This window comes from Thermostichus sp. OS-CIW-29, assembly GCF_054058195.1.
Genome location: NZ_JBSSAB010000009.1, coordinates 45123 through 64243 on the forward strand (window position 1 = coordinate 45123; position 19121 = coordinate 64243).

General features: G+C 60.6%; 16 protein-coding genes and 2 pseudogenes. 11 read left to right on the forward strand and 7 right to left on the reverse strand.

Features of this window, described 5'->3' with window-relative positions:
* The first annotated feature begins 50 nt into the window (after positions 1–50).
* A complete protein-coding gene (locus ACVWZJ_RS05105; protein WP_041436248.1) occupies positions 51–410 on the forward strand; it encodes a hypothetical protein in 360 nt (119 codons plus the stop codon).
* Positions 411–482: 72 nt separating this feature from the next.
* On the opposite strand, the pseudogene ACVWZJ_RS05110 reads toward ACVWZJ_RS05105, so the two are convergent.
* The 6 genes and pseudogenes from ACVWZJ_RS05110 to ACVWZJ_RS05135 all read right to left on the reverse strand — a co-directional run.
* Positions 483–1466, reverse strand: a pseudogene (locus tag ACVWZJ_RS05110) (Glu/Leu/Phe/Val family dehydrogenase); the annotation flags it as partial.
* A 210-nt stretch (positions 1467–1676) separates the two neighbouring features.
* Positions 1677–1818: pseudogene (locus ACVWZJ_RS05115) on the reverse strand (glutamate dehydrogenase); the annotation flags it as partial.
* A 71-nt stretch (positions 1819–1889) separates the two neighbouring features.
* A complete protein-coding gene (locus tag ACVWZJ_RS05120; protein WP_011432309.1) occupies positions 1890–2561 on the reverse strand; it encodes a diacylglycerol/polyprenol kinase family protein in 672 nt (223 codons plus the stop codon).
* A gap of 9 nt (positions 2562–2570) precedes the next feature.
* A complete protein-coding gene (locus ACVWZJ_RS05125; protein WP_049749615.1) occupies positions 2571–2900 on the reverse strand; it encodes a c-type cytochrome in 330 nt (109 codons plus the stop codon).
* A 263-nt stretch (positions 2901–3163) separates the two neighbouring features.
* Positions 3164–4999 (reverse strand): glycoside hydrolase family 3 N-terminal domain-containing protein, encoded by a 1836-nt coding sequence (locus ACVWZJ_RS05130; protein ID WP_011432311.1) that lies wholly within the window; start codon positions 4997–4999, stop codon positions 3164–3166.
* Positions 5000–5146: 147 nt separating this feature from the next.
* Entirely contained in the window at positions 5147–6562 is a 1416-nt protein-coding gene (locus ACVWZJ_RS05135; RefSeq protein WP_011432312.1) for a RecQ family ATP-dependent DNA helicase, read from the reverse strand.
* Positions 6563–6936: 374 nt separating this feature from the next.
* Here ACVWZJ_RS05135 and hisB point away from each other — a divergent pair, with 374 nt between their 5' ends.
* The 8 genes from hisB to ACVWZJ_RS05175 all read left to right on the forward strand — a co-directional run bounded on the left by hisB (position 6937) and on the right by ACVWZJ_RS05175 (position 16242).
* Positions 6937–7557: an imidazoleglycerol-phosphate dehydratase HisB gene (hisB, locus tag ACVWZJ_RS05140; protein WP_011432314.1), complete on the forward strand. Its 621-nt coding sequence runs from the start codon at positions 6937–6939 to the stop codon at positions 7555–7557.
* Positions 7558–7883: 326 nt separating this feature from the next.
* Positions 7884–8036 carry a photosystem II protein Y gene (locus ACVWZJ_RS05145; RefSeq protein ID WP_011432316.1) on the forward strand — a complete coding sequence of 51 codons (153 nt, stop codon included), beginning with the start codon at positions 7884–7886 and terminating at the stop codon, positions 8034–8036.
* Between the two features lie 34 nt (positions 8037–8070).
* Positions 8071–9171 (forward strand): NAD(P)/FAD-dependent oxidoreductase, encoded by a 1101-nt coding sequence (locus ACVWZJ_RS05150; protein WP_011432317.1) that lies wholly within the window; start codon positions 8071–8073, stop codon positions 9169–9171.
* A gap of 177 nt (positions 9172–9348) precedes the next feature.
* Complete coding sequence (locus tag ACVWZJ_RS05155) at positions 9349–10254, forward strand: 6-carboxytetrahydropterin synthase (protein ID WP_011432318.1); 906 nt, start codon at positions 9349–9351, stop codon at positions 10252–10254.
* Between the two features lie 10 nt (positions 10255–10264).
* On the forward strand, positions 10265–11581 hold the full coding sequence (locus ACVWZJ_RS05160; RefSeq protein ID WP_457395034.1) for a DNA double-strand break repair nuclease NurA: 1317 nt from the start codon (positions 10265–10267) through the stop codon (positions 11579–11581).
* 138 nt (positions 11582–11719) lie between these two features.
* On the forward strand, positions 11720–15157 hold the full coding sequence (treS, locus tag ACVWZJ_RS05165; protein ID WP_457395091.1) for a maltose alpha-D-glucosyltransferase: 3438 nt from the start codon (positions 11720–11722) through the stop codon (positions 15155–15157).
* Between the two features lie 34 nt (positions 15158–15191).
* Positions 15192–15659 (forward strand): SOS response-associated peptidase, encoded by a 468-nt coding sequence (locus tag ACVWZJ_RS05170; RefSeq protein ID WP_457395037.1) that lies wholly within the window; start codon positions 15192–15194, stop codon positions 15657–15659.
* Positions 15660–15906: 247 nt separating this feature from the next.
* Positions 15907–16242, forward strand: coding sequence for an SOS response-associated peptidase family protein (locus ACVWZJ_RS05175; RefSeq protein WP_457395040.1), 336 nt, complete (start codon positions 15907–15909; stop codon positions 16240–16242).
* Here ACVWZJ_RS05175 and dprA read toward each other — a convergent pair.
* A complete protein-coding gene (dprA, locus tag ACVWZJ_RS05180) occupies positions 16181–17338 on the reverse strand; it encodes a DNA-processing protein DprA (protein ID WP_457395042.1) in 1158 nt (385 codons plus the stop codon). The two genes, ACVWZJ_RS05175 and dprA, sit on opposite strands and share 62 nt — an antisense overlap.
* A gap of 138 nt (positions 17339–17476) precedes the next feature.
* Between dprA and ACVWZJ_RS05185 the strand changes: the two genes are divergently transcribed.
* Positions 17477–17668 carry a hypothetical protein gene (locus ACVWZJ_RS05185; RefSeq protein WP_238376882.1) on the forward strand — a complete coding sequence of 64 codons (192 nt, stop codon included), beginning with the start codon at positions 17477–17479 and terminating at the stop codon, positions 17666–17668.
* Positions 17661–19115 carry a sodium:solute symporter family protein gene (locus tag ACVWZJ_RS05190; protein ID WP_011432324.1) on the forward strand — a complete coding sequence of 485 codons (1455 nt, stop codon included), beginning with the start codon at positions 17661–17663 and terminating at the stop codon, positions 19113–19115. Before ACVWZJ_RS05185 ends, ACVWZJ_RS05190 begins: the two co-directional genes overlap by 8 nt.
* The last annotated feature ends 6 nt before the right edge of the window (positions 19116–19121 follow it).

Sequence of the window (19121 nt, forward strand, 5' to 3'; positions counted from 1 at the left end):
AAGCTGCCGCCGTCTATCTGGCCGTCTATCTGTTTGTGTGAGGTTTGCCGATGCTCTCTTTCTTCTTCAATTCCAACAAGGCCAACAGCCGACAAACCGGAGGCCACCGTCTGCCTGCTGCCAGCAAAACCACAGGCACGCAACGGATCCCTAACTACAGCCGCCTGTCCGCTCCCCATGAAGTGCTCAAGCAGGAAAGGCAGATCAAGCGGGAGCAAGAGTTTACAGAAATGGAGCAAAACATCAATCGCATTCGCTACTTCTACCAAAAAGCAGACATGCCCCTGGAGATGCGGCAAATTCTGACCTACCGTAAGCTGATGGAGCTGGACTACTTTACCCCGCAGGCGGCAAAAGAGCTGCTCAAGCAATGGCAGCAGCAGGAAGAGCAAGAACACCGTCGGGCTTGAGAAAAGGGCAATCGAACCTTGGCAAGTAGGCTTGTTGAGCCAAGAGTTCCCGGTCTCCAGGTGGGGGAGCGTCTACGGGTAAAGGCCGCGATCCTGTAGGGCTTGGGCCACTCGGCCTACCCCCAGGGTGTAGGCAGCCAGTCGCAGCGACACTTGCCGCCGTTCTGCCTCCTGCACCACCCGTTCAAAGGCACGTACCATCAGACCTTCCATTTCTTGATAAACTCGCTCTTCATCCCAGAAGATGTAAGAGAGTCCCTGCACCCACTCCAGATAGCTCACCACTACCCCACCGGCATTGGTCAGAATATCCGGCAATACCTGGATCCCTCGCGATTCCAAAATCCGGTCGGCGGCAAGGGTGGTTGGCCCGTTGGCAGCTTCTGCCACAATCCGGGCTTGAATTTGGTGGGCATTGGCTTCGGTAATTTGATTTTCCAGAGCGGCAGGGATCAACACATCCGCTTTTTGCACCAGCAGGTCGGCATTGCTAATGGGCTCAGCTTGCGGAAAGCCCGCCATGCGGCCTCCCTGTTCCTTCATGTGGGCTTTGAGGGCGGGGATATCCAGTCCTTTGGGGTTATAAAGGCCCCCAGAACTGCCGGAAACCGCCACAATTTTGGCTCCTGCCTGATGCAGCAAGCTGGCCGCTGCCCCGCCCACATTGCCAAAACCTTGGATTAACACCGTTGCCCCTGCCAGGGATCCACCATGTCGGGCCAAGGCTTCCCGTACCGTGATCATCACCCCCCGTCCGGTGGCCAGTTCTCGCCCTCGGGATCCCCCAATCGAGAGAGGTTTGCCCGTCACCACTCCCGGCACCGCATGCCCAACATTCATGGAATAGGTATCCATCACCCAGGCCATCTCGCGGGCGGAAGTTCCCATGTCTGGAGCGGGAATGTCCTCTGCAGGGCCGATATCCTTGATCAGCTCGCTGGTGTAACGTCGGGTGATGCGCTCCAGCTCCGAGACCGAATAACGCTTGGGATCGAGGGGGATCCCCCCTTTGGCCCCACCGTAGGGAATGCCCATAAGGGCGCATTTCCAGGTCGTAAACTACCCGACACCAACCGCTAGGCGGTACGGAGCGGGCTTTTAGTAGCCCTGCAGTTAGCAAGCCAACCACGAGCCTCTGGGGTGGTTTACAGCACCCCCAATCGACCGTTACCAGTGCCTTAAACAACCGTTTCTGGTGTCCGCAGTATTATTATAGCATTCCTCCCGACACCGACCCTACGGGTACAGTGTGGGGCTCCTGCAATTTCTAGCTGAGGATCGCCACCCAGCCGGGATCCAGTTTCAGCTCGCCAGCTGCCCAATCTAGGTAGCTGCAGGCCTGGGCAAGGGGACAGATATGGGCGGGAGAGGGAGGGGCAGAAGAGGCCAGCGCAGGACTTGCAGCCATGGCGAAGAGAAGCAAGGGCTGTTTCCACACTATACCGCCGGGAACCGGAGAGGAACGTTCCGTAGCAAGCGTTACAAATAGTTGAGGATCTGCAGCAGAACAAAACAGAGGCCGGCACTGGCCAGGGGCACGGTCAGGTTATCCAACCCCCACCAAGAGAACACCTCCAACCCCATGGTTATCCCCCCCACCAAGAGGCTGATGGCCAGCAAAGGGGGGGAGAAGCCAAAGTACCCCAGCAGCAGAGCCGCGATCACCAAGCTGCTCACCGCCCACATGGTCAGGGATCCCTCCCAGCTTTTTTGAATGGATCCCAGTTGGTAGGGGTGTTTGCCCCAAGTTTTGCCCACTAACCCTGCCAAGGCGTCGGCCCACGTCATCACCAATATGCCGATCACCGCGAAGACCTGTCGCTGGGGACGCCAAAACCAAAACAGCAGCAGGCCAATGCTGACGGCGTAGAAACAGGTGCCAAAGCTGCGGCGACCGACTCCATTCAAGCTGGGCAAGATGGCCACCCGGTAGGAGAGCAGCGCCAAGCCGGCAAACACCAGAGAGAATCCCACCCCTAGCCAGCGAGGCACTTGCAAAGCCCAAGCCAACAAAATGATATTGCCCACACCAATGTGAATGGCCTTGCGCACCCATTCCCCGTCCACCTGCCGGGAGCGCAGCCATTCCGCAAAAGCAAATACGGCGGCCAGCCAGAGAGCATAGCAAGCAAGCTGCTGGGCCAGGCCCATGAAACGGCCTCAGAGGGTTTTCAAGTAGCTGAGCAGATCTGCCATCTCCTGAGGATCCGGCTGGAACTGGGGCATGGGAGGCGTTTTGCCACCGGTCACCTGCTGAATAATAAACCGATCCGAGCGGCGGCTGCTCACCCCCCGCAGACTGGGCCCCACTCGCCCATCCGCTTCTTCTCCGTGGCAGGCTGCACAGTTGAGGGCAAACAAGGATGCACCATGGCTAACCTGCCCCTGTAAGCTGAGGACGGCTTCCGTGTAGGGATCCAGACGAGCCTCAGCACTTAGCCAAGCCCAGGTCAATATCGCCAGCCCTAGGCCGAGGAGGGCAAGACCCAGCCGAGTTTTCTGAGCCCAGACACTTGTAAAGAATCGCTGCAAGGATTTGAGGAAGGGTTGTAAACGCTGTTGGGATGGAGGTTGAAGTCGCTTTTGCTCAAACTCAACCCAACTGCCAGTTGACGACTGGCTGCTGCAGGATTGAGGAGTGTCTGAGAGGGAGGGAGGCACAGACAACGCTGAGAGAAACCGTTTCAATCTTTTACATTTCAACCAACACGATAACTCAGGAGCCTTTCCCTGCCAATAATCTGTAAAGGTATTTACTTTTTCTTAATGGTTGGCTGGGCCACGTGAGACTTTGATCCCTCTGAGGGGGAACGGTTGGGAAAGAGCCGCCCCATCACCTCCGCTTGGGCCCAGGGATCCCGGTTGAGGCTGTGGATGGCATTGGCCCATGGAAAGTGCGCCTGCAGGCGGCGGTAGAGAGATAAATTACCATAAATGACGACCGCTGCCACCCGCTCCCGATGCTGTTGCAGCCAATCCAGCACATAGTTGGGCAAGGGATCCCGAAGGAAACCTTGGAAGATGAATCCTGGGGCGTTGTTTAGGGCAGCTTCCAGCCAAGGTAGGGGGGTAAGAGCATCGCTGAGCACAGGAAGCATGCCTAAGGCAGCCGGAACATGCAGGGCGGGAGATTGCAACTGCACATCGGCAGCACCCAAGGGGGGATCCTGCCAGATCCAGTTCAACCATCCGGGCTCTGCGGGCGGGCTGAGGGGCCGGCCTCCTTCCACGCCACCGCGGGCCATAGCCGCTTGACAGGGGGCGATATCCTTCTCGGCCAAGAGGGATCCCAGCTGTGCGGCTCTGTGCAGAGCAGAGGTCAGGTGGGAGCGCCTGTTGAACAACTTTCCCAACGCCGTTCGCGTCCGCGGAACGGAGTCCTTGTCCTTGGAGATGGGATCCCCCAACAGCAAAGGCTTCAGTTGCTCGGCGGGAGAGCCACGGTTGAGGGCTGGATCCGTGGGATCCTTGGCTCCCATCCATCCGCCAAGGGCGCTGAAGTCGGTTTCTGCCAGGGCCGGCCACACCTGTTGGAGGAGAGCTGAGGCGGCGGGTAGGAGTCGCTGTTTGGCCCGCAGCACCCGCGTCACCGACTGGGCAAGCTGGGCTGCGCTGAGGGATCCCTGTTGCACCGCTTCCAAAACGGCTGCCAAGGATGCCGTTGGATCGGGGGGGGCCAAAATTAGGTCGGCACCGGCCTGGAAAGCCCGCACGGCCAATGAGTTGGGAAAGGACTCCGTCCCGCTAACGCGAACGGCCAGCTCTGCCAGAAAGCCTTGATCGAGGCTATCCACGACGATAAGCCCACCAAACCCCCATTCCTGGCGCAGCAGTTGGGTCAGCCGCCCCGGCAGCAGGGTGATAGGCCAGCGCTCATCCCACTCCGGCAGCACCACATGAGAAACCAAGATCGCCCCCACCTGCTCCACCAAACCTCGAAAGGGCAGCCAAGGCCCCTCTTGAAGCTGCGCTGGGGTTAGGCTCAGACGGGGACACCAAGGGATATCTGCTGCCTTCGGCCTACGGCCCGCCAAGGCGGCTGGAACCCGCTCCGCTCCGGCCTGAACCGACTTGAATCCCCCTTTGCCCGGAAAGGAGCTGGCCGTGGTCAGGATCCCTTCTGGAACCGCTTGCTCACATCCGCGCACGAAAGCTCGCGCCAGTTGCAAAGCAGATAGGGGATCCTCCGCCAAAGCCAGCTCCCCCAGTGGCTCTGCCACCGGGTTGAGCAGCCAATTGATGCCGATGGCTGCCGCCTCCCGCGCCGTGATCCGCCCCCACTGCTCGGCCCAGCGCTCGGCTTCCGCCCCCAGGCGGCTCAACCCTAGAGGATGGGGGAAAGGGGTCGCCCCCTGCAGGGCCAGCCCCCGCCCGACCTCGGCTGCCACCAAAAGGGGCAGAGCCGCCCAAGACTGGGCCTCCTCGATCAGCAGCAGGGCCTCGGCCACGTGGCCATCCGTGAGCCAGATGCCCCCGATCCCCACCTCCTGGATAAGCCGTTTGAGGATCTCTCGGGGAGGAGACTGGGATCCCAGACGGGCCGAGACCGGCACCACCAACAGTTGCGCCACCTGCCGGGCTAGGGACAAGGGTCGGTCAAGTTCCTCGAGCGGAGATCCGGAAACACTCATAGGCACAGCCGAAAGTTCGTCAGCAAGGGGAACTGCTCCCTTTGCAGAAACGCAGATCATGATAGCCACTCCTGCCGGTTGCGGCTCGCAGCGGGCTGTTGAGGGCTAACGAGAAAGCCGACAACGGTCACAGGTGCCACAGGGCAGGCCGGGCTGCTCCCCAGGGTAGCCAAAATAGGGCAAGATCGCCTGCCACCGACAGCCGCGGGCGTGGATGAGGGCTTCCATCCCTTGCCAGGGATCCTCTCGTCTTAAAGGCTGCCAACGGCGGTGTAACACCTGAAAGTGAAAGGGATCCGGCCAGTGCAGGCAGCCCATCTCCTGCAATAGACCCAGGGCCACCCGTACCTCTCCAGGCGGCAGGTCGGCGTAGGATCCCTGCTGGGGTAGGGTTTGGAGCAGGTGGCGTGCTCGGGCCTGAAGGCGCTCCTGCTGGGAATAGAAATAGGCTTGGCGCCGGCGATCGCTGGGATCCAGCATGCCCGTCGGCTCCGAGACCAGCATCAGGGCCCGACAAGGGCCACCATCCCGACCACCTCGCCCCACCTCTTGCAAATAATCCATCAAGCTGGGCGGGGGATGAAAGTGCAGTACCCAACGCACGTCCGGCTTGTTGATGCCCATGCCAAAGGCGTTGGTGCAGACCAGAAAGCGCAGTTCCCCCTGCAGCCAGGCCCGTTCCAGCCGACGGCGGGATCCCGCTTCCAGTCCCCCATGGTAGGTGGCGGTTTTCAAGTTCTGTCGGCCCAGCCACTCGGCCAGCTCTTCCCCATCCCGTCGGGTGCGCACATAGACCAGACCCGACCCGGGATTCTCGCCCAGGAATCGCAGCAGACGACGACGGCGATCCGCCGGGCTCCAGGCTATCGCCACATTGAGGGAGAGGTTGGCCCGCAGGGGATCGGCGCGAATGTGCTCCGGATCCCGCAGCTCTAGGATTTGGCTGAGGCGGCTGCAGGTTTGGGGGTCAGCCGTGGCGGTAAAAGCGGCAATGGGAAAGGAGGACTTCACCGGGGCCAGAGCCGGGCGCAGCAATCCCAGACGGCGGTAGTCGGGCCGGAAGGATCCCCCCCAATGCACCAACGTATGGGCCTCATCCACGATCAGGCCGTTGATGTGCACCTGAGGCTGTTGCAGCCGTTGCCAAACGGGGGGGCTGAATAGGGTCTCCGGCCCCAAATAGAGCAGGCGCAGTCGGTTTTCCTCAAGGGCCTTCAACACCCGCTTGCGCAGGGCCGGATCCAGTTCGCTGTGGAGACAGGCTGCCGGCAGCTTGCGTTTCCAAAGATCCTGAACTTGGTCTTCCATGAGGGCGATTAGGGGTGAAACCACCAGCATCACCCCCCTTTGCAGCAGAGCTGCTAGCTGAAAGCACAGGGATTTGCCAAACCCCGTCGGCAACACCACCAGCGCGTCGCGCTTGTCCAGCAGAGCGCGGATCACCTGATCCTGGGGTGGGCGCAGCGTCTCGTAACCCCAGTGTTGCTTGAGGGCCTGTTGGATTTGCTGCCAATCCTGCAAACGGCAACCCCCTTTTCAACAATTTCCTTCAGCAATCTACAGCGATTTCGGGAGAAGCTGTCTTATAGGCTATTTCAAATCCCGCTGAACCTGCTAGCTCCCCTCTCCCAAGGGGTGAGGGCGCAGAGGATCGGCCCCACCGGCTTGCCTGTAGGGGATCCCTGTCACACCTATCCCCGTGTCCAGGGGGCTGGGGCGCTAGCTGACCCCCGGGTGGCGCGGGTGGCGCCCACCTATCCCCGTGTCCAGGGGGCTGGGATCAGGATCCCCGGCAGAGAAGGGATTCTCACCTGCTGCATGGGTGAAGGTGTCGATGGCGGCGGGCTTGTGCGATCCTAGAGCTGGGACTTCCCGCCTGCTTCGATACTTTTCCCATGACTGCCCTCGACTCCTCGCGCCTGCTCCAGCCCAGAACGGCCTCTGTTCACCGTCGCACTGGAGAAACGGATGTCCAAATTCATCTGAACCTGGATGGCAGCGGGCGCCATGAGATCGATACTGGGATCCCCTTTTTGGATCACATGCTGGCCCAGCTCAGCACCCACGGGCTGATCGACCTGCAGATCAAGGCCATAGGGGATCTGCACATCGACGATCACCACACCAACGAAGATGTGGGCATCACGCTGGGACAAGCCCTGGCGCAGGCTCTGCAGGATCGGCGTGGCATTCATCGCTTCGGCCATTTTTGGGCACCTTTGGATGAAGCTTTGGTGCAGGTGGTGCTGGATTTCTCCGGGCGTCCTCACCTCAGCTATGGCCTGGAGCTGCCCACGGAGCGCATTGGCCGCTACGAAACCCAGTTGGTGCGGGAGTTTTATCAGGCGGTGGTCAACCACGCCCAGCTCACTTTGCACATTCGCCAGGCTGCCGGCCTCAATGCCCACCATATTGTCGAGGCCAGTTTTAAGGCGTTTGCCCGCGCCCTGCGCATGGCCGTAGAACGGGATCCCCGCCGACAAGAAGGGATCCCCAGTTCGAAGGGAGTACTCTAGGCATGAACTGGCCACGGAGACTGTTGGCCTTGGCTCTGGGATTGGGGACAGTTTTCTTCGGTCTGGGCCAGATGGGGGGTGCAATTCTCAGTGTGGGCCTGTTGGCTCCCGCCTCAGCAGTCCAGATGGGGCAAAGTCTGTCCGGTAGGGATCCCCATTTAGGTTTATTCTGGACTTAGCCATCTTTCCAGAGTTGCACCTCAGCTTATGCGGGATCCGGAGTCGAAAACGGTTTCACCCCATCGGGATTCTGGCGGTGGCCAGCCCTGGAGGCTCTTGTTCCAAGCAGTCGGTAAATCAATCTATGTTAGGGGGGGATGAAAACTATGGACATTGATCTCCGTCCGCTGATCGTTCTGTCGCCCATTGTTTTGGTGGTTGCCTGGGCTGCCTACAACATCATCAAGGCTGCCATCAAGGGAGAAGCCAAGCTCTTCGGAGAGAAGGGCAACAACCCCTTCGGCAAAGGCGGGAGCTGAACGTGCGGATCCGGTCACAGCTGGCAGGCTCAGTATGCTAGGTGAGGAGACCCAGGCAGCGGTAACCCCTTCCGAGAGAGCCCGCTCAACATCCGCCGATGTGATTGTCATCGGGGCGGGAGTGGCCGGCTTGGTGTGTGCAAGGCAACTGCTGCGGGCAGGGCTCCAGGTTCTGGTGCTGGAAAAATCGGCAGGCTTGGGCGGGCGCATGGCCACCCGTCGAGTTGAGCACGCTGGGCAAACGGTGCCAGTGGATCATGGGGCTCAATACCTGACTGCCGATTCGGATGGCTTTTATCGCTGGGTGAAGGAGCTGCTGGGCCTGGGGCTGCTGGCGGAATGGACGCGCTCGCTGCATGTGCTGGATCGAGAAGGGCTGCGCCCAGAGGATCCCAACGATGAAAAACCGCGCTATGTCTGCCCCCAGGGCATGACAATGCTGGCCAAACACTTGGCTGCCCCGCTGTCGGTACACACCCAAACTCGTGTGGTCAGCCTCAAACCTTTGGCAACAAGCTGGCAATTGAGGGCGGAGAACGGCCAATGCTACGAGGCTGCTGCCCTGGTGGCGACAATTCCGGCCCCCCAGTTGCTGCCCCTGCTCCGGGAAGGGATCCCTTCGGCTGAAAACCTGTTGCCTCTGCTGGAATCCGCCCAGTATCAACCCTGCCTTGCGGTTTTGGCGGGCTACTCTGAGCATACGCCGCCTTGGAAGGGGATCAAGTGCTTGGAGGATCCGATGTTGGCCTGGCTGGGACTGGACAGCAGCAAGCGCCTGCAGCCGCTCCCGCCTGTGGTGGTCTTGCATGGGGGGGCGGAGTGGTCATCTCTGTACTTGGAGGCCGGCCCCTCTGAGCTGGAAAAGGCCGGTCGAGAATTGCTGGCCCACGCAGCCCAACGGCTGGATCCCTGGTTGGCTTCGCCACAATGGATGCAGGTGCACCGTTGGCGCTACGCTTTGCCTTTGGAAACCACGGGATTGGCCAGCTTGAGCACCCGTGTGCCGGTTTCCGCTGCTGAGGGATTGCCTTTGGTTTGTGCCGGCGATTGGTGCGCCGGAGGGCGCGTAGAGGGGGCTTGGCTCTCAGGACACAATGCCGCCAAAACCTTGCTCGAAATGCTTTCTGGGAAATGAGGGTATGCACAGGCCGACCCGGTCGGCAGGGCAAGTGCCTGACCTGGCGCAGGACAGAGATGACGGCAAGACCACTGGGAGGGTAGGCTGAGGGCCGCTGAGAATTTCCACCCTCTGGGCCGGGGAGTGTGTCAAGCTAAAGGGTGGATCCCCCGGCAGATGCTCTCCTCTCCACTCATGTCCAGGATCTGTACAATCTACCGCCGTGCGCAATTTGCCGCCAGCCATCGGTACTGGTTGCCCGAACTCTCAGAAGCCGAGAACTTAGCCCGCTTTGGCCCAAATGCCCGTTTTCCCGGCCATGGCCACAACTATGTGCTGGAGGTGGGCATGAGTGGTGAGGTGGATGACTATGGGATGGTGCTCAACCTCTCGGAGGTGAAGCAGGTGATCCGGCAGCGGGTGATTCAAGATCTCAACTTTGCTTATCTAAATCAAGCTTGGCCGGAGTTTGCCCAAACCTTGCCCACTACCGAGTTTATCGCTTACGTGATTTGGCAACGCCTGGCCGATGCCTTGCCCCTAACCAGCGTCCGTCTGTACGAAGATCCTGAGCTTTGGGCCGAATACCGAGGAGAAGCCATGCAAGCCTACTTGACTGTTGCCACCCATTTCAGCGCCGCCCACCGCTTGGCTCTGGATCACCTGAGTTTTGAAGAAAACAGCGCCATCTACGGCCTCTGTGCCCGTCCCCACGGCCACGGCCACAACTACGGCCTGGAGATCACCGTCAAGGGATCCATCGACCCGCGCACGGGGATGATCGTGGACTTGGCGGCCCTGCAGCGGCTGATCGAGGAGCAGGTGGTGAAGCCGCTGGATCACACCTTTTTGAACAAAGACATTCCCTACTTTGCCCAGGTGGTGCCTACTGCCGAAAACATCGCCCTCTACATCCAGCGGCTGCTGACTCTGCCCCTGCGGGAGCTGGGGGTGCAGTTGCATCGGGTTCGCCTGCAGGAGAGTCCCAACAACAGCAGCGAGGTCTACGGGGAGTTTCCGCTGGAAGAGCTGCTCAACTCCTCAGAAGGACAAGATGTGGCTTCTTCCGCTTCTGGCAGCCGTATTGCCATGCAGGGCTGATGCGGCCATCATGTTGGATCTGGTTAAGCTGAGCGGGCAAATTCCTGCGTTCACCCGACACCTGCAACAGGAGTCGAAAGCCAGCCAAGAACGCCTCCGCCAAGCCTGGCAAGTTTTCGAGCGCTGGCAGCAGGAGCCGCAGGTTTGGCAGTCCCGCTGGGTGGAGTGGGGATCCCATCTGTCGTTTGTTTGCGCCAGCCCCGCCGAGCCGCCGGAAGCTTGGGGATCCCTGCCCAAGGTTGAACCTCTGCAGGGGCGACACACGGTGGTGGCCACGGATGGATCCCAGATTTTGCCCAGTCACCACGAGATTGCCTATTGCTCGCTGATCAATGTTGGGCGCGTGGTTCTCCACTACGGCACCCAGGAGTGGCCGCTGTTGGACAGCCAGCCCCTGCTGCTGTATGGAGATGGGCCCCTTGCCCAGCAAAACCGCTCAGACTCCCCTCTCTCGGAACCGCGGGCAGAAGGGTTGCCGAGGGCCCCCCTTAACCGGCGAGACTCTCGCCCGCAGCGCGCTCCAGGTGAACGCAATCCTACCAGCGGCACGGAGTCCTCGTTGGGGCTGGAAGAGATACTGGCCTTACGACGCTCCCAAGCGGAACTGGAGGAGCTGGCTCGTTTGGCCCTGTCGGTGCCCCGTCGCCGCACCACGCTGGCGCTCCTGGATGGATCCCTAATCCCTTGGGGACTGGAGCCTCTGCCCCAGTCGGCCCGGCGCCCCTGGTTGGATCCCATTCTGGCGACCTTGGAGCAGTTGCGGGCGGCCCGCATTCCTCTCGTGGGTTACATCAGCGCCTCCCGCAGCAGCGAAACCCTCAACTACCTGCGCTTGGGGCTGTGCCCGTACCTGGGCTGTGACTGCTACCGCTACTGTCCCGGCGAGAAGTCTCCTCCCTGCCATCCCTTCGCCCCCCTGGCAGACCGCGTCTTTTGGGGATCCCTGCTGCAGCCGGGAGAGCGCAGCCCCCTTTGGCGCAGCGGCGCCAGCGTGTTGGACGCCTTCGGGGAACACCACGTCCACTGTTGTTACCTCAATGTTGGCAAGGGATCCCTGGGCCAAGCCGAAATTGCTCGCCTGGAGTTTCCCGCTTGGGTGGTCCAGGATGCGGAGTTGCTGCAGCGGGCTCTGGCAGGGGTGCTGAGCCAAGTGCACAAGGGCTTTGGCTACCCCATCGCCTTGGCGGAAGCCCATCATTTGGCGGTGGTGAGAAGCGGGGATCGGCAGCGGTTTTTTGCCTTGATCGAGCAGGAGCTGCTCCGGGCCGGCCTGCGCCACGTGGCCGTCTCCCGCAAGGAAGCCCAGAAGCGGAGTGGCATTGCCTGAGCCCGAGAAAGCCCGCACTGACCCTGGGGATCCCTGGCACCCAAGAGAAGGCTGTAGCCTATTGAGGGGATCCCCATTCAACGGCTAGGGTTGCCAAGGTGTCCCAATCCTGTCTCTGTTGCCGACATGACCGACATGATGATCCGAGCCCCTCTGCGCAGCCTCATCTCCCCCCTCACCCACGACCCCCTTTGGTACAAAGATGCAATCATCTACGAGCTGCCGGCACGGGCCTTTTTCGACAGCGACGGCGATGGCGTGGGCGACTTCCAGGGCCTGACCGAAAAGCTGGACTACTTGCAAGAACTGGGGATTACAGCCGTCTGGCTGCTGCCGTTTTTCCCCTCGCCTTTAAAAGATGACGGCTACGACGTTTCTGACTTTACCAGTGTTCACCCTGACTTGGGCACCCTAGAAGACTTCAAGATCTTTCTGGAGGCTGCCCATAAGCGGGGGATCCGCGTCATCATTGAGCTCATCCTCAACCACACTTCGGATCAGCACCCCTGGTTTCAGCGGGCCAGACGAGCTGCCCCCGGCACCCCCGAGCGGGACTTTTACGTTTGGAGCGATACCCCCGAAAAGTACAAAGAGGCCCGCATTATCTTTCAAGACTTTGAAGCCTCCAACTGGACCTGGGATTCAGCGGCCAAGGCCTACTACTGGCACCGCTTTTACTCCCACCAGCCAGATCTCAACTACGACAACCCCGCCGTACAAAAAGCCATGTTCGAGGTGGTGGACTTTTGGCTGAGCTTGGGGGTAGATGGCATGCGGCTGGACGCGGTGCCTTATCTCTACGAGCGGGAGGGCACCACCTGCGAGAGCCTACCGGAGACCCATGCCTTTCTCAAGGCTCTGCGCCGACACATTGACCAAAGGTATCCTGGCCGCATGCTGCTGGCGGAGGCCAACCAGTGGCCAGAAGATGCTGTGGCCTACTTCGGCGATGGGGACGAGTGCCACATGGAGTTCCACTTTCCCCTCATGCCACGGCTGTTTATGGCCATCCAGATGGAGGATCGCTTCCCCATCATTGACATCCTGCAACAAACCCCTCCCATTCCTGAAACCTGCCAGTGGGCCCTCTTCCTGCGCAACCACGACGAGCTCACCCTGGAGATGGTCACTGACGAGGAGCGGGACTACATGTACCAGGTGTACGCCAAGGATCCCAACGCGCGGGTGAACCTGGGGATCCGCCGCCGCTTGGCCCCCCTGCTGGGCAACAGCCGCCGCCGCATCGAGCTGATGAACAGCCTGCTGTTTTCTCTGCCCGGCACGCCGGTCATCTACTACGGGGACGAGATCGGCATGGGGGACAACATCTACCTGGGGGATCGCAACAGCGTGCGCACCCCCATGCAGTGGAGCGCCGACCGCAATGCGGGCTTTTCGCGGGCCAACCCCCAGAAGCTCTACCTGCCCATCGTCATCGACGCCGAGTACCACTACGAAGCTGTCAATGTGGAGGCGCAGCGAAACAACCCCCATTCCCTGTGGTGGACCATGAAGCGGCTCATCGCCGTGCGCAAGCGATTCCAAGCTTTTGGCCGCGGCTCCTTTGAGCTGCTCCACCCGGAAAATCGCAAGGTGCTTGCCTTTATGCGGGCCTTTGGCGATGAGCGCATCTTGGTGGTGGCCAACCTCTCCCGCTACGCCCAGTGGGTGGGGCTGGATCTATCGCCGTGGGAAGGATTGATCCCGGTGGAGATCTTTGGCCACACCGAGTTTCCCCCTATTGGGCGACTGCCCTATTTCCTAACGCTAGGCCCCCATTCCTTTTACTGGTTTTCCCTTGAGCCCAAAACGGAGACCATCCACCTCAGCCCCAGCAAAGCGGAGGAGCAGGAACGCCTGGTCCCTCTGGTTGTTCAAAGTGGTAGTCCTCTGGTTGTTCAAAGTGGTAGTTGGGACAATCTCTTGCAAGGGGAAAGCCAAAAGCAGCTGGAGGCAGTCTTGGCGGACTACCTCTACCGCTGTCGTTGGTTTGGCTCCCAAAACCGCCAGCTCCAGGCGATCCATATCCTGCAGGCTATCCCCTGCCGCCGAGAAGAGGAGTCCTTGCTGGGCAGCCAGATCTTGCTTCTCCAGGCCGAGTTTATCGAGGGCGATACGCAGCTCTACTCTCTCCCTGTGGGCTATGCCACCCAAGAAGCAGCCGTACACCTGCGCCTAGAGATGCCCCAGGCGGTCATCCTCCCTGTGCAAGTGGCCGGAGGGCCGGCGGGAGTAATTTTCAACGCTCTGGCTGACAAAAGCTTCTTGCTGCGGCTGCTGCAGCTAATTGCCCAGCAGGGCCGCCTGCGTCACCGTCAGGGAGAGCTCTGGGCCACTAGCTTTGCTGCCCTTGAGCATGACCTGGAACCCCGCCTCCTCAAGGCGGAGCAGAGCTACACCTCCGTTGTCTATGGCAACCACTACCTCCTCAAGCTCTACCACCGGGTGGCCGAGGGGGTAAACCCAGAGCTGGAGATAGGCCGCTACCTGCTGGAGCACCATCCCCAGGTGCGCGTGCCACGGCTGCTGGGATCCCTGGAGTATCGCCGTCGTCGCGGGGCCCGTGGGTTTGATCCCGCCGATCAGCCCATTACCCTGGCCATTTTGCAGGAGTACATCCCCAACGAGGGAGATGCCTGGCACTACACCCTGGACAGCCTGGGGCAATTTTTTGAGGCGGTGCTGGTTCACTACCAAGAGGTGGATCCCGTGCCCGTGCCGCAGGGATCCTTCTTGGAGCTTTCCCAACAGCCCTTGCCGGAGCTGGCCTACGCCACCATCGGCAGCTACCTAGAATCGGTGCGGATCTTGGCCAAGCGCACCGCCGAGCTGCACATCGCCCTGGCTGCCGATACGGAGAACAAAGACTTTGCCCCAGAGCCTTTCTCCAGCCTGTACCAGCGCTCCGTTTACCAGTCCATGCGCAACTTGGTGGGGCAGGTGTTTCCGCTGCTGTTCGCGTCAGCGGGACGGAGTCCTTATAAGCAGCTCCCCAAGCTGCCGGAAGCAGAGGCCAACTTGGCTCGGGCTGTTTGCGACCAAGAAGGGGAAATCATGAGCCGCTTCCGCCTGATCCTGGAGCGGAAGATCACCGCCCTGCGTACCCGCTGCCACGGGGATTATCACCTGGGCCAGGTGCTGTTTACCGGCAAAGACTTTGTCATCATCGACTTTGAAGGGGAGCCGGCCCGCTCTTTGGGCGAACGGCGTCTCAAGCGTTGCCCCTTACGGGATGTGGCGGGGATGCTGCGATCCTTCCACTATGCTGTCCACACAGCTTTGCGCCAGCAGCTGGAGAGCGGCTTGGTCTGCGCCGACCACTGCCCCGACATGATGCGGTGGGCCCAGTTTTGGCACCGCTGGGTCTGCGCGGGCTTTTTGGCCGAATATCTGCAGGTGGCTTCCCAAGCGGCTTTTTTGCCCCGCAGCCTGCAAGAGATAGAGGTGTTGTTGGACGCCTATCTGCTGGAAAAAGCCATTTACGAGCTGGGCTATGAGTTGAACCACCGCCCCGAGTGGGTGGAGATTCCCCTGCGCGGGATCTTGCAACTGCTGGGCATTTCCACCAAGGTTTAGGGGATCCTGTCGGTGGGTCATTTGGGGGACAAGCATGTGTGGACGGTTTAGCCTGGGAGTGGCGCCAGAAGTGCTGAGGCAGCATTTCGGCTTGCCGGCGGCAGCCCAAGAAAGGGCAGCTGTCCCCCGGTATAACATCGCTCCTTCTCAGCCGGTGCTGGCAGTGGTGGCGGGATCCCTTCAGCGCAAGGCAACCCATTTTCGCTGGGGCCTGATCCCCGCTTGGAGCCAAGCCGCCAAGGCCGGGTTGATCAATGCTCGTTCTGAAACGGTGGCCGAGAAGCCTTCTTTCCGCGAAGCTTTCCGCCGTCGTCGCTGCCTGATCCCGGCCGATGGTTTCTACGAGTGGGCCGACTCAGGTACGGCCAAGAAGGGCAGACAACCCTACTGGTTTCACCTGGTGGATCGACCGGTATTTGCCTTTGCCGGCATTTGGGAACGCTGGCGCAGTCCAGAGGGGGTGGAGCATGCCTCTAACCCCCAAAACCCTGAACTTTGCTGAATTTACTGAGCTTTAGGCGGTTTGGCAAAAGTCATTGAGAGGGATATAGTAGACCAAGTTTCCCCCTGATCCTTGAGTCCACCGCAACGGTTGCCGGGAAGTGAAGGGGGAAAGCGCTCGGGGGGTATTCCTCAGGGCTTTGCGGGATACCGCCTTCCTGTTTGGACTCCGTCCCGCTGACGCGAACAGAGATAGGCAGGATGCGATCGCTTCTTTCCTGAACCATGTTCAGGAGAGTTCAGCGTGAATGTATCAGGTGGAAACCTGTGCCATCCTCAACACTGCCGCCAACCGCCTGATGCAGCTTTTTCACGAGCGGATGCCCGTGATTTTGACGGAAAACGACTACGACCTCTGGCTGGATCCCCAGGTGCAGGATCCCAAGCTGCTGTTGCCCCTGCTTCGCCCCTACCCGGCAGAGGCCATGGTGGCTTATCCGGTCAGCACCCATGTGAACAATCCCCGCCACGAGGATCCCACTTGCCGTGCTCCTATCGGAGAAGCAGTGCAGGGATCCAGCCTCAGCGAGCCCGCTGGTAGCGCATCCCCGGCAGTTGTACCAGCCAGCCTTCCAATTCCATAAGCAGCAGGGTACTGGAAAGGGTGGCAATATCCATCTGGCTAGCCTGGGCCAGGGCATCGAGGCTGAGGATGCCCTCCCCTAGCAGCTGCCAGAGCAGTTGCTGTTGGGGATCGCTGGGGCCAGTGGACGAGGGCTGCTTTAGCACAGGGGATCCCTGAACTAAGCCCAAGTCTTTCAACAGCTCCTCGATCCCCAGGATCATGCCCGCGCCACTGCGGATGAGGTGGAGACAGCCACGGGCCGCCGCCGTGTCGATATTCCCCGGCAACGCATAGACTTCCCGACCGTAGTGGTTGGCTAAGTGAGCAGTGATCAGCGCTCCAGAGGTCTCAGGAGCTTCCATCACCAGAGTGGCGCGGCAGAGGCCGGCAATGATGCGGTTGCGCTGGGGAAAATGCTCCTTGGCCGGTGGCGTGCCGGGGGGATATTCGCTGAGGATGGCCCCTTGGGCCAGGATGCGCCGGTAGAGAGCTTGATGGTGAGCTGGGTAAACTTTGTCCACCCCCGTTCCCACCACGGCCACCGTCTTGCCGCCGGCATCCAGACAGGCCTGGTGGGCAATGCCGTCGATCCCCGTTGCCAGCCCCGAGACCACCACACAGCCAGCTTCCGCCAGGGCAGCGCTGACTTTCTGGGTCCACTGTCGACCGTAGGCCGTAGGGGCGCGGGTGCCGACAACGGCAATGGCCGGCTGCTGCCAGTCAGGACATTCTCCCAGGACGTAGAGAATAGGCGGCGGATCCGGCAGCTCCCACAGCAGCGGCGGATAGCCAGGATCCGCAGGGGTTAGGAAGGGGATCCCCGCTTTGAGGGTTTCCTCCAGGATCTGCTCGGGATCAAGGCCAGGACGGGCAGAGACAATAGCCTGGGCCAGGGTGGGGCCAATGCCTTCCACCTGCCGCAGGGCCGGGGCATCCGCTTGCCAAGCCCGCTCCAGGGATCCAAAAAACTCCGCCAGCCGCTTGAGCCGGTGGGGGCCAATCCCTTTGATGCGGGCCCAAGCTAGCCAGTAGGGCCGCTCCCGTTCTTCATGGCCTGGCCCACGGGAAGGCTCCCTCTTGCCAACAGGATCTGAAGGGGAAAGGGGAAAAGACAATTTAGCTCTGCGCAGTAGTGGCTGTATCTTAAATGATTGGCAAAAGGAACGCTTGGCAAAAAAGCAGGAGATGGGTAGATGTCAGGGTTGGATCCCGCCGGTAACCTTCAAGGATCAAGGCAGCTGCGGTTTGGGCGGATGCGCCAAGCTTGGGTGTGGGGGGCCTATCCCCTGCTGTGGCTGTTGACCTGGGTGGGATCCCGCTCGGCCCAGCCCCAGTTTTTGGGGATCCCGGCCTGGTATTGGCTGGCGGGATTGGCTGTCCTGCTGTTGGTACCTCTTAACTTCTACATTGTGCGCGTTTGCTGGCCGAGAGGCGGAGATGAGTAACACGGTTTTGAGTCTGGGTGTGGTGGGGGTGTACTTGCTGCTGCTGGCAGCCATCGGCTTCTGGAGCTATCGCCACAGCGGTCGGGATCCGGTTAGCTACTTTTTGGCGGGGCGGGGTCTGGGATCCCTGGCTCTAACCTTGACGACGCTGGCGACGCTGCTCAGTGCCTTTACCTTCATTGGGGTGCCGGCAGATGCCTATACCCACGGCCTAGGGATCTTCCTGGGGGTGGGGGTGACCACCGCCCTCATTTCGGGGCTGTTTTTGTGGGTGGGCTACCGGGTATGGCTAGCAGCCCAACACTTTGGCTTCATCACCCCTTCCGAGTTTTTCGGCCACCGCTTCAACAGCCCTCTTTTGGCTCTACTCTACTGCCTTAGCGCCCTGATGTTTACCGCCCCCTACATCAGCATCCAGATCATTGGCGGAGCCCGCACCCTGGCGGCGGTGTTGGGGGAGGGGATCCCCTACTGGCCCTTGGCGGTGGTGGTGGCGCTGGTGATCTTGGGGTATGTGCTCTTTGGCGGATCCCAGGCGGTGGTCTGGACGGACGTGGTGCAGGGGATCATCTTGATTCTGGGGATGGGGGTGGCCTTTGTTGCAGTGGCTTTCTCCCTAGGGAGAGAAGCGGGTAGCGAACTGGATCCCTGGCTGAGCTTGCCCGGCCCCCAAGGACGCTGGAGCTGGCAAGGGTTACTCGGCAATCAACTGCTGTTTTTCATGGCCACTCCCCTTTTCCCACAATTTTTCCAGCGCTTTTACATGGCCAGGAGTGCTCATCCCTTCAAGACCCTGATGGTAGTCTGGCCGCTGCTGATTCTGCTGGTCTTTTTCCCGGCAGCTCTTCTTGGGGTTTGGGGCCGCCTGGCTTTTCCCGGCCTGGAGAAAGCGGACCAGATCATGCCCCTGATGTTGCAAACTCTGCCCGGCGGTGTGGCAGCGGTGGTGATTACAGCAGCTCTGGCCGCCCTCATGTCCACGGCAGACTCACAGCTCCTTACGGCCAGCTCGTTGGTAACGCGGGATCTGGTAGTGACCCTCTTTAGACGCCAGCTTTCCCCCCACCAAGAAGAACAATTGGGACGCTGGGTGGTGCTGGGGATCGGTTTGGCCTCTTTTGCCATTGCCCTTAACCCGCCGGGGCTGATTGTGGAGATCGCCACCTGGAGCTTTCAGGGAAATGCCATGCTGTTCCCAATCCTGATAGCCGGTCTGTACTGGAAGCGGGCTACCCGCGCTGGGGCTGTAGCCGGGGCCCTCGTCTCCAGTGGCCTGACTTTAGGTTGGCTGTCGGGTCTGTTGCCGCGGGCTTGGACAGGGGGCTGGTTACCCGTAATCCCGGCAGTGGTGATCGGCAGTGGGGTGTTAATTGGCGTAAGCTTGCTTACCCAGCCGCCCAAGGAGCAGGTGACCGCCTACTACGAGGAAGGGCCTTGGGGAGAGTAGGTTATT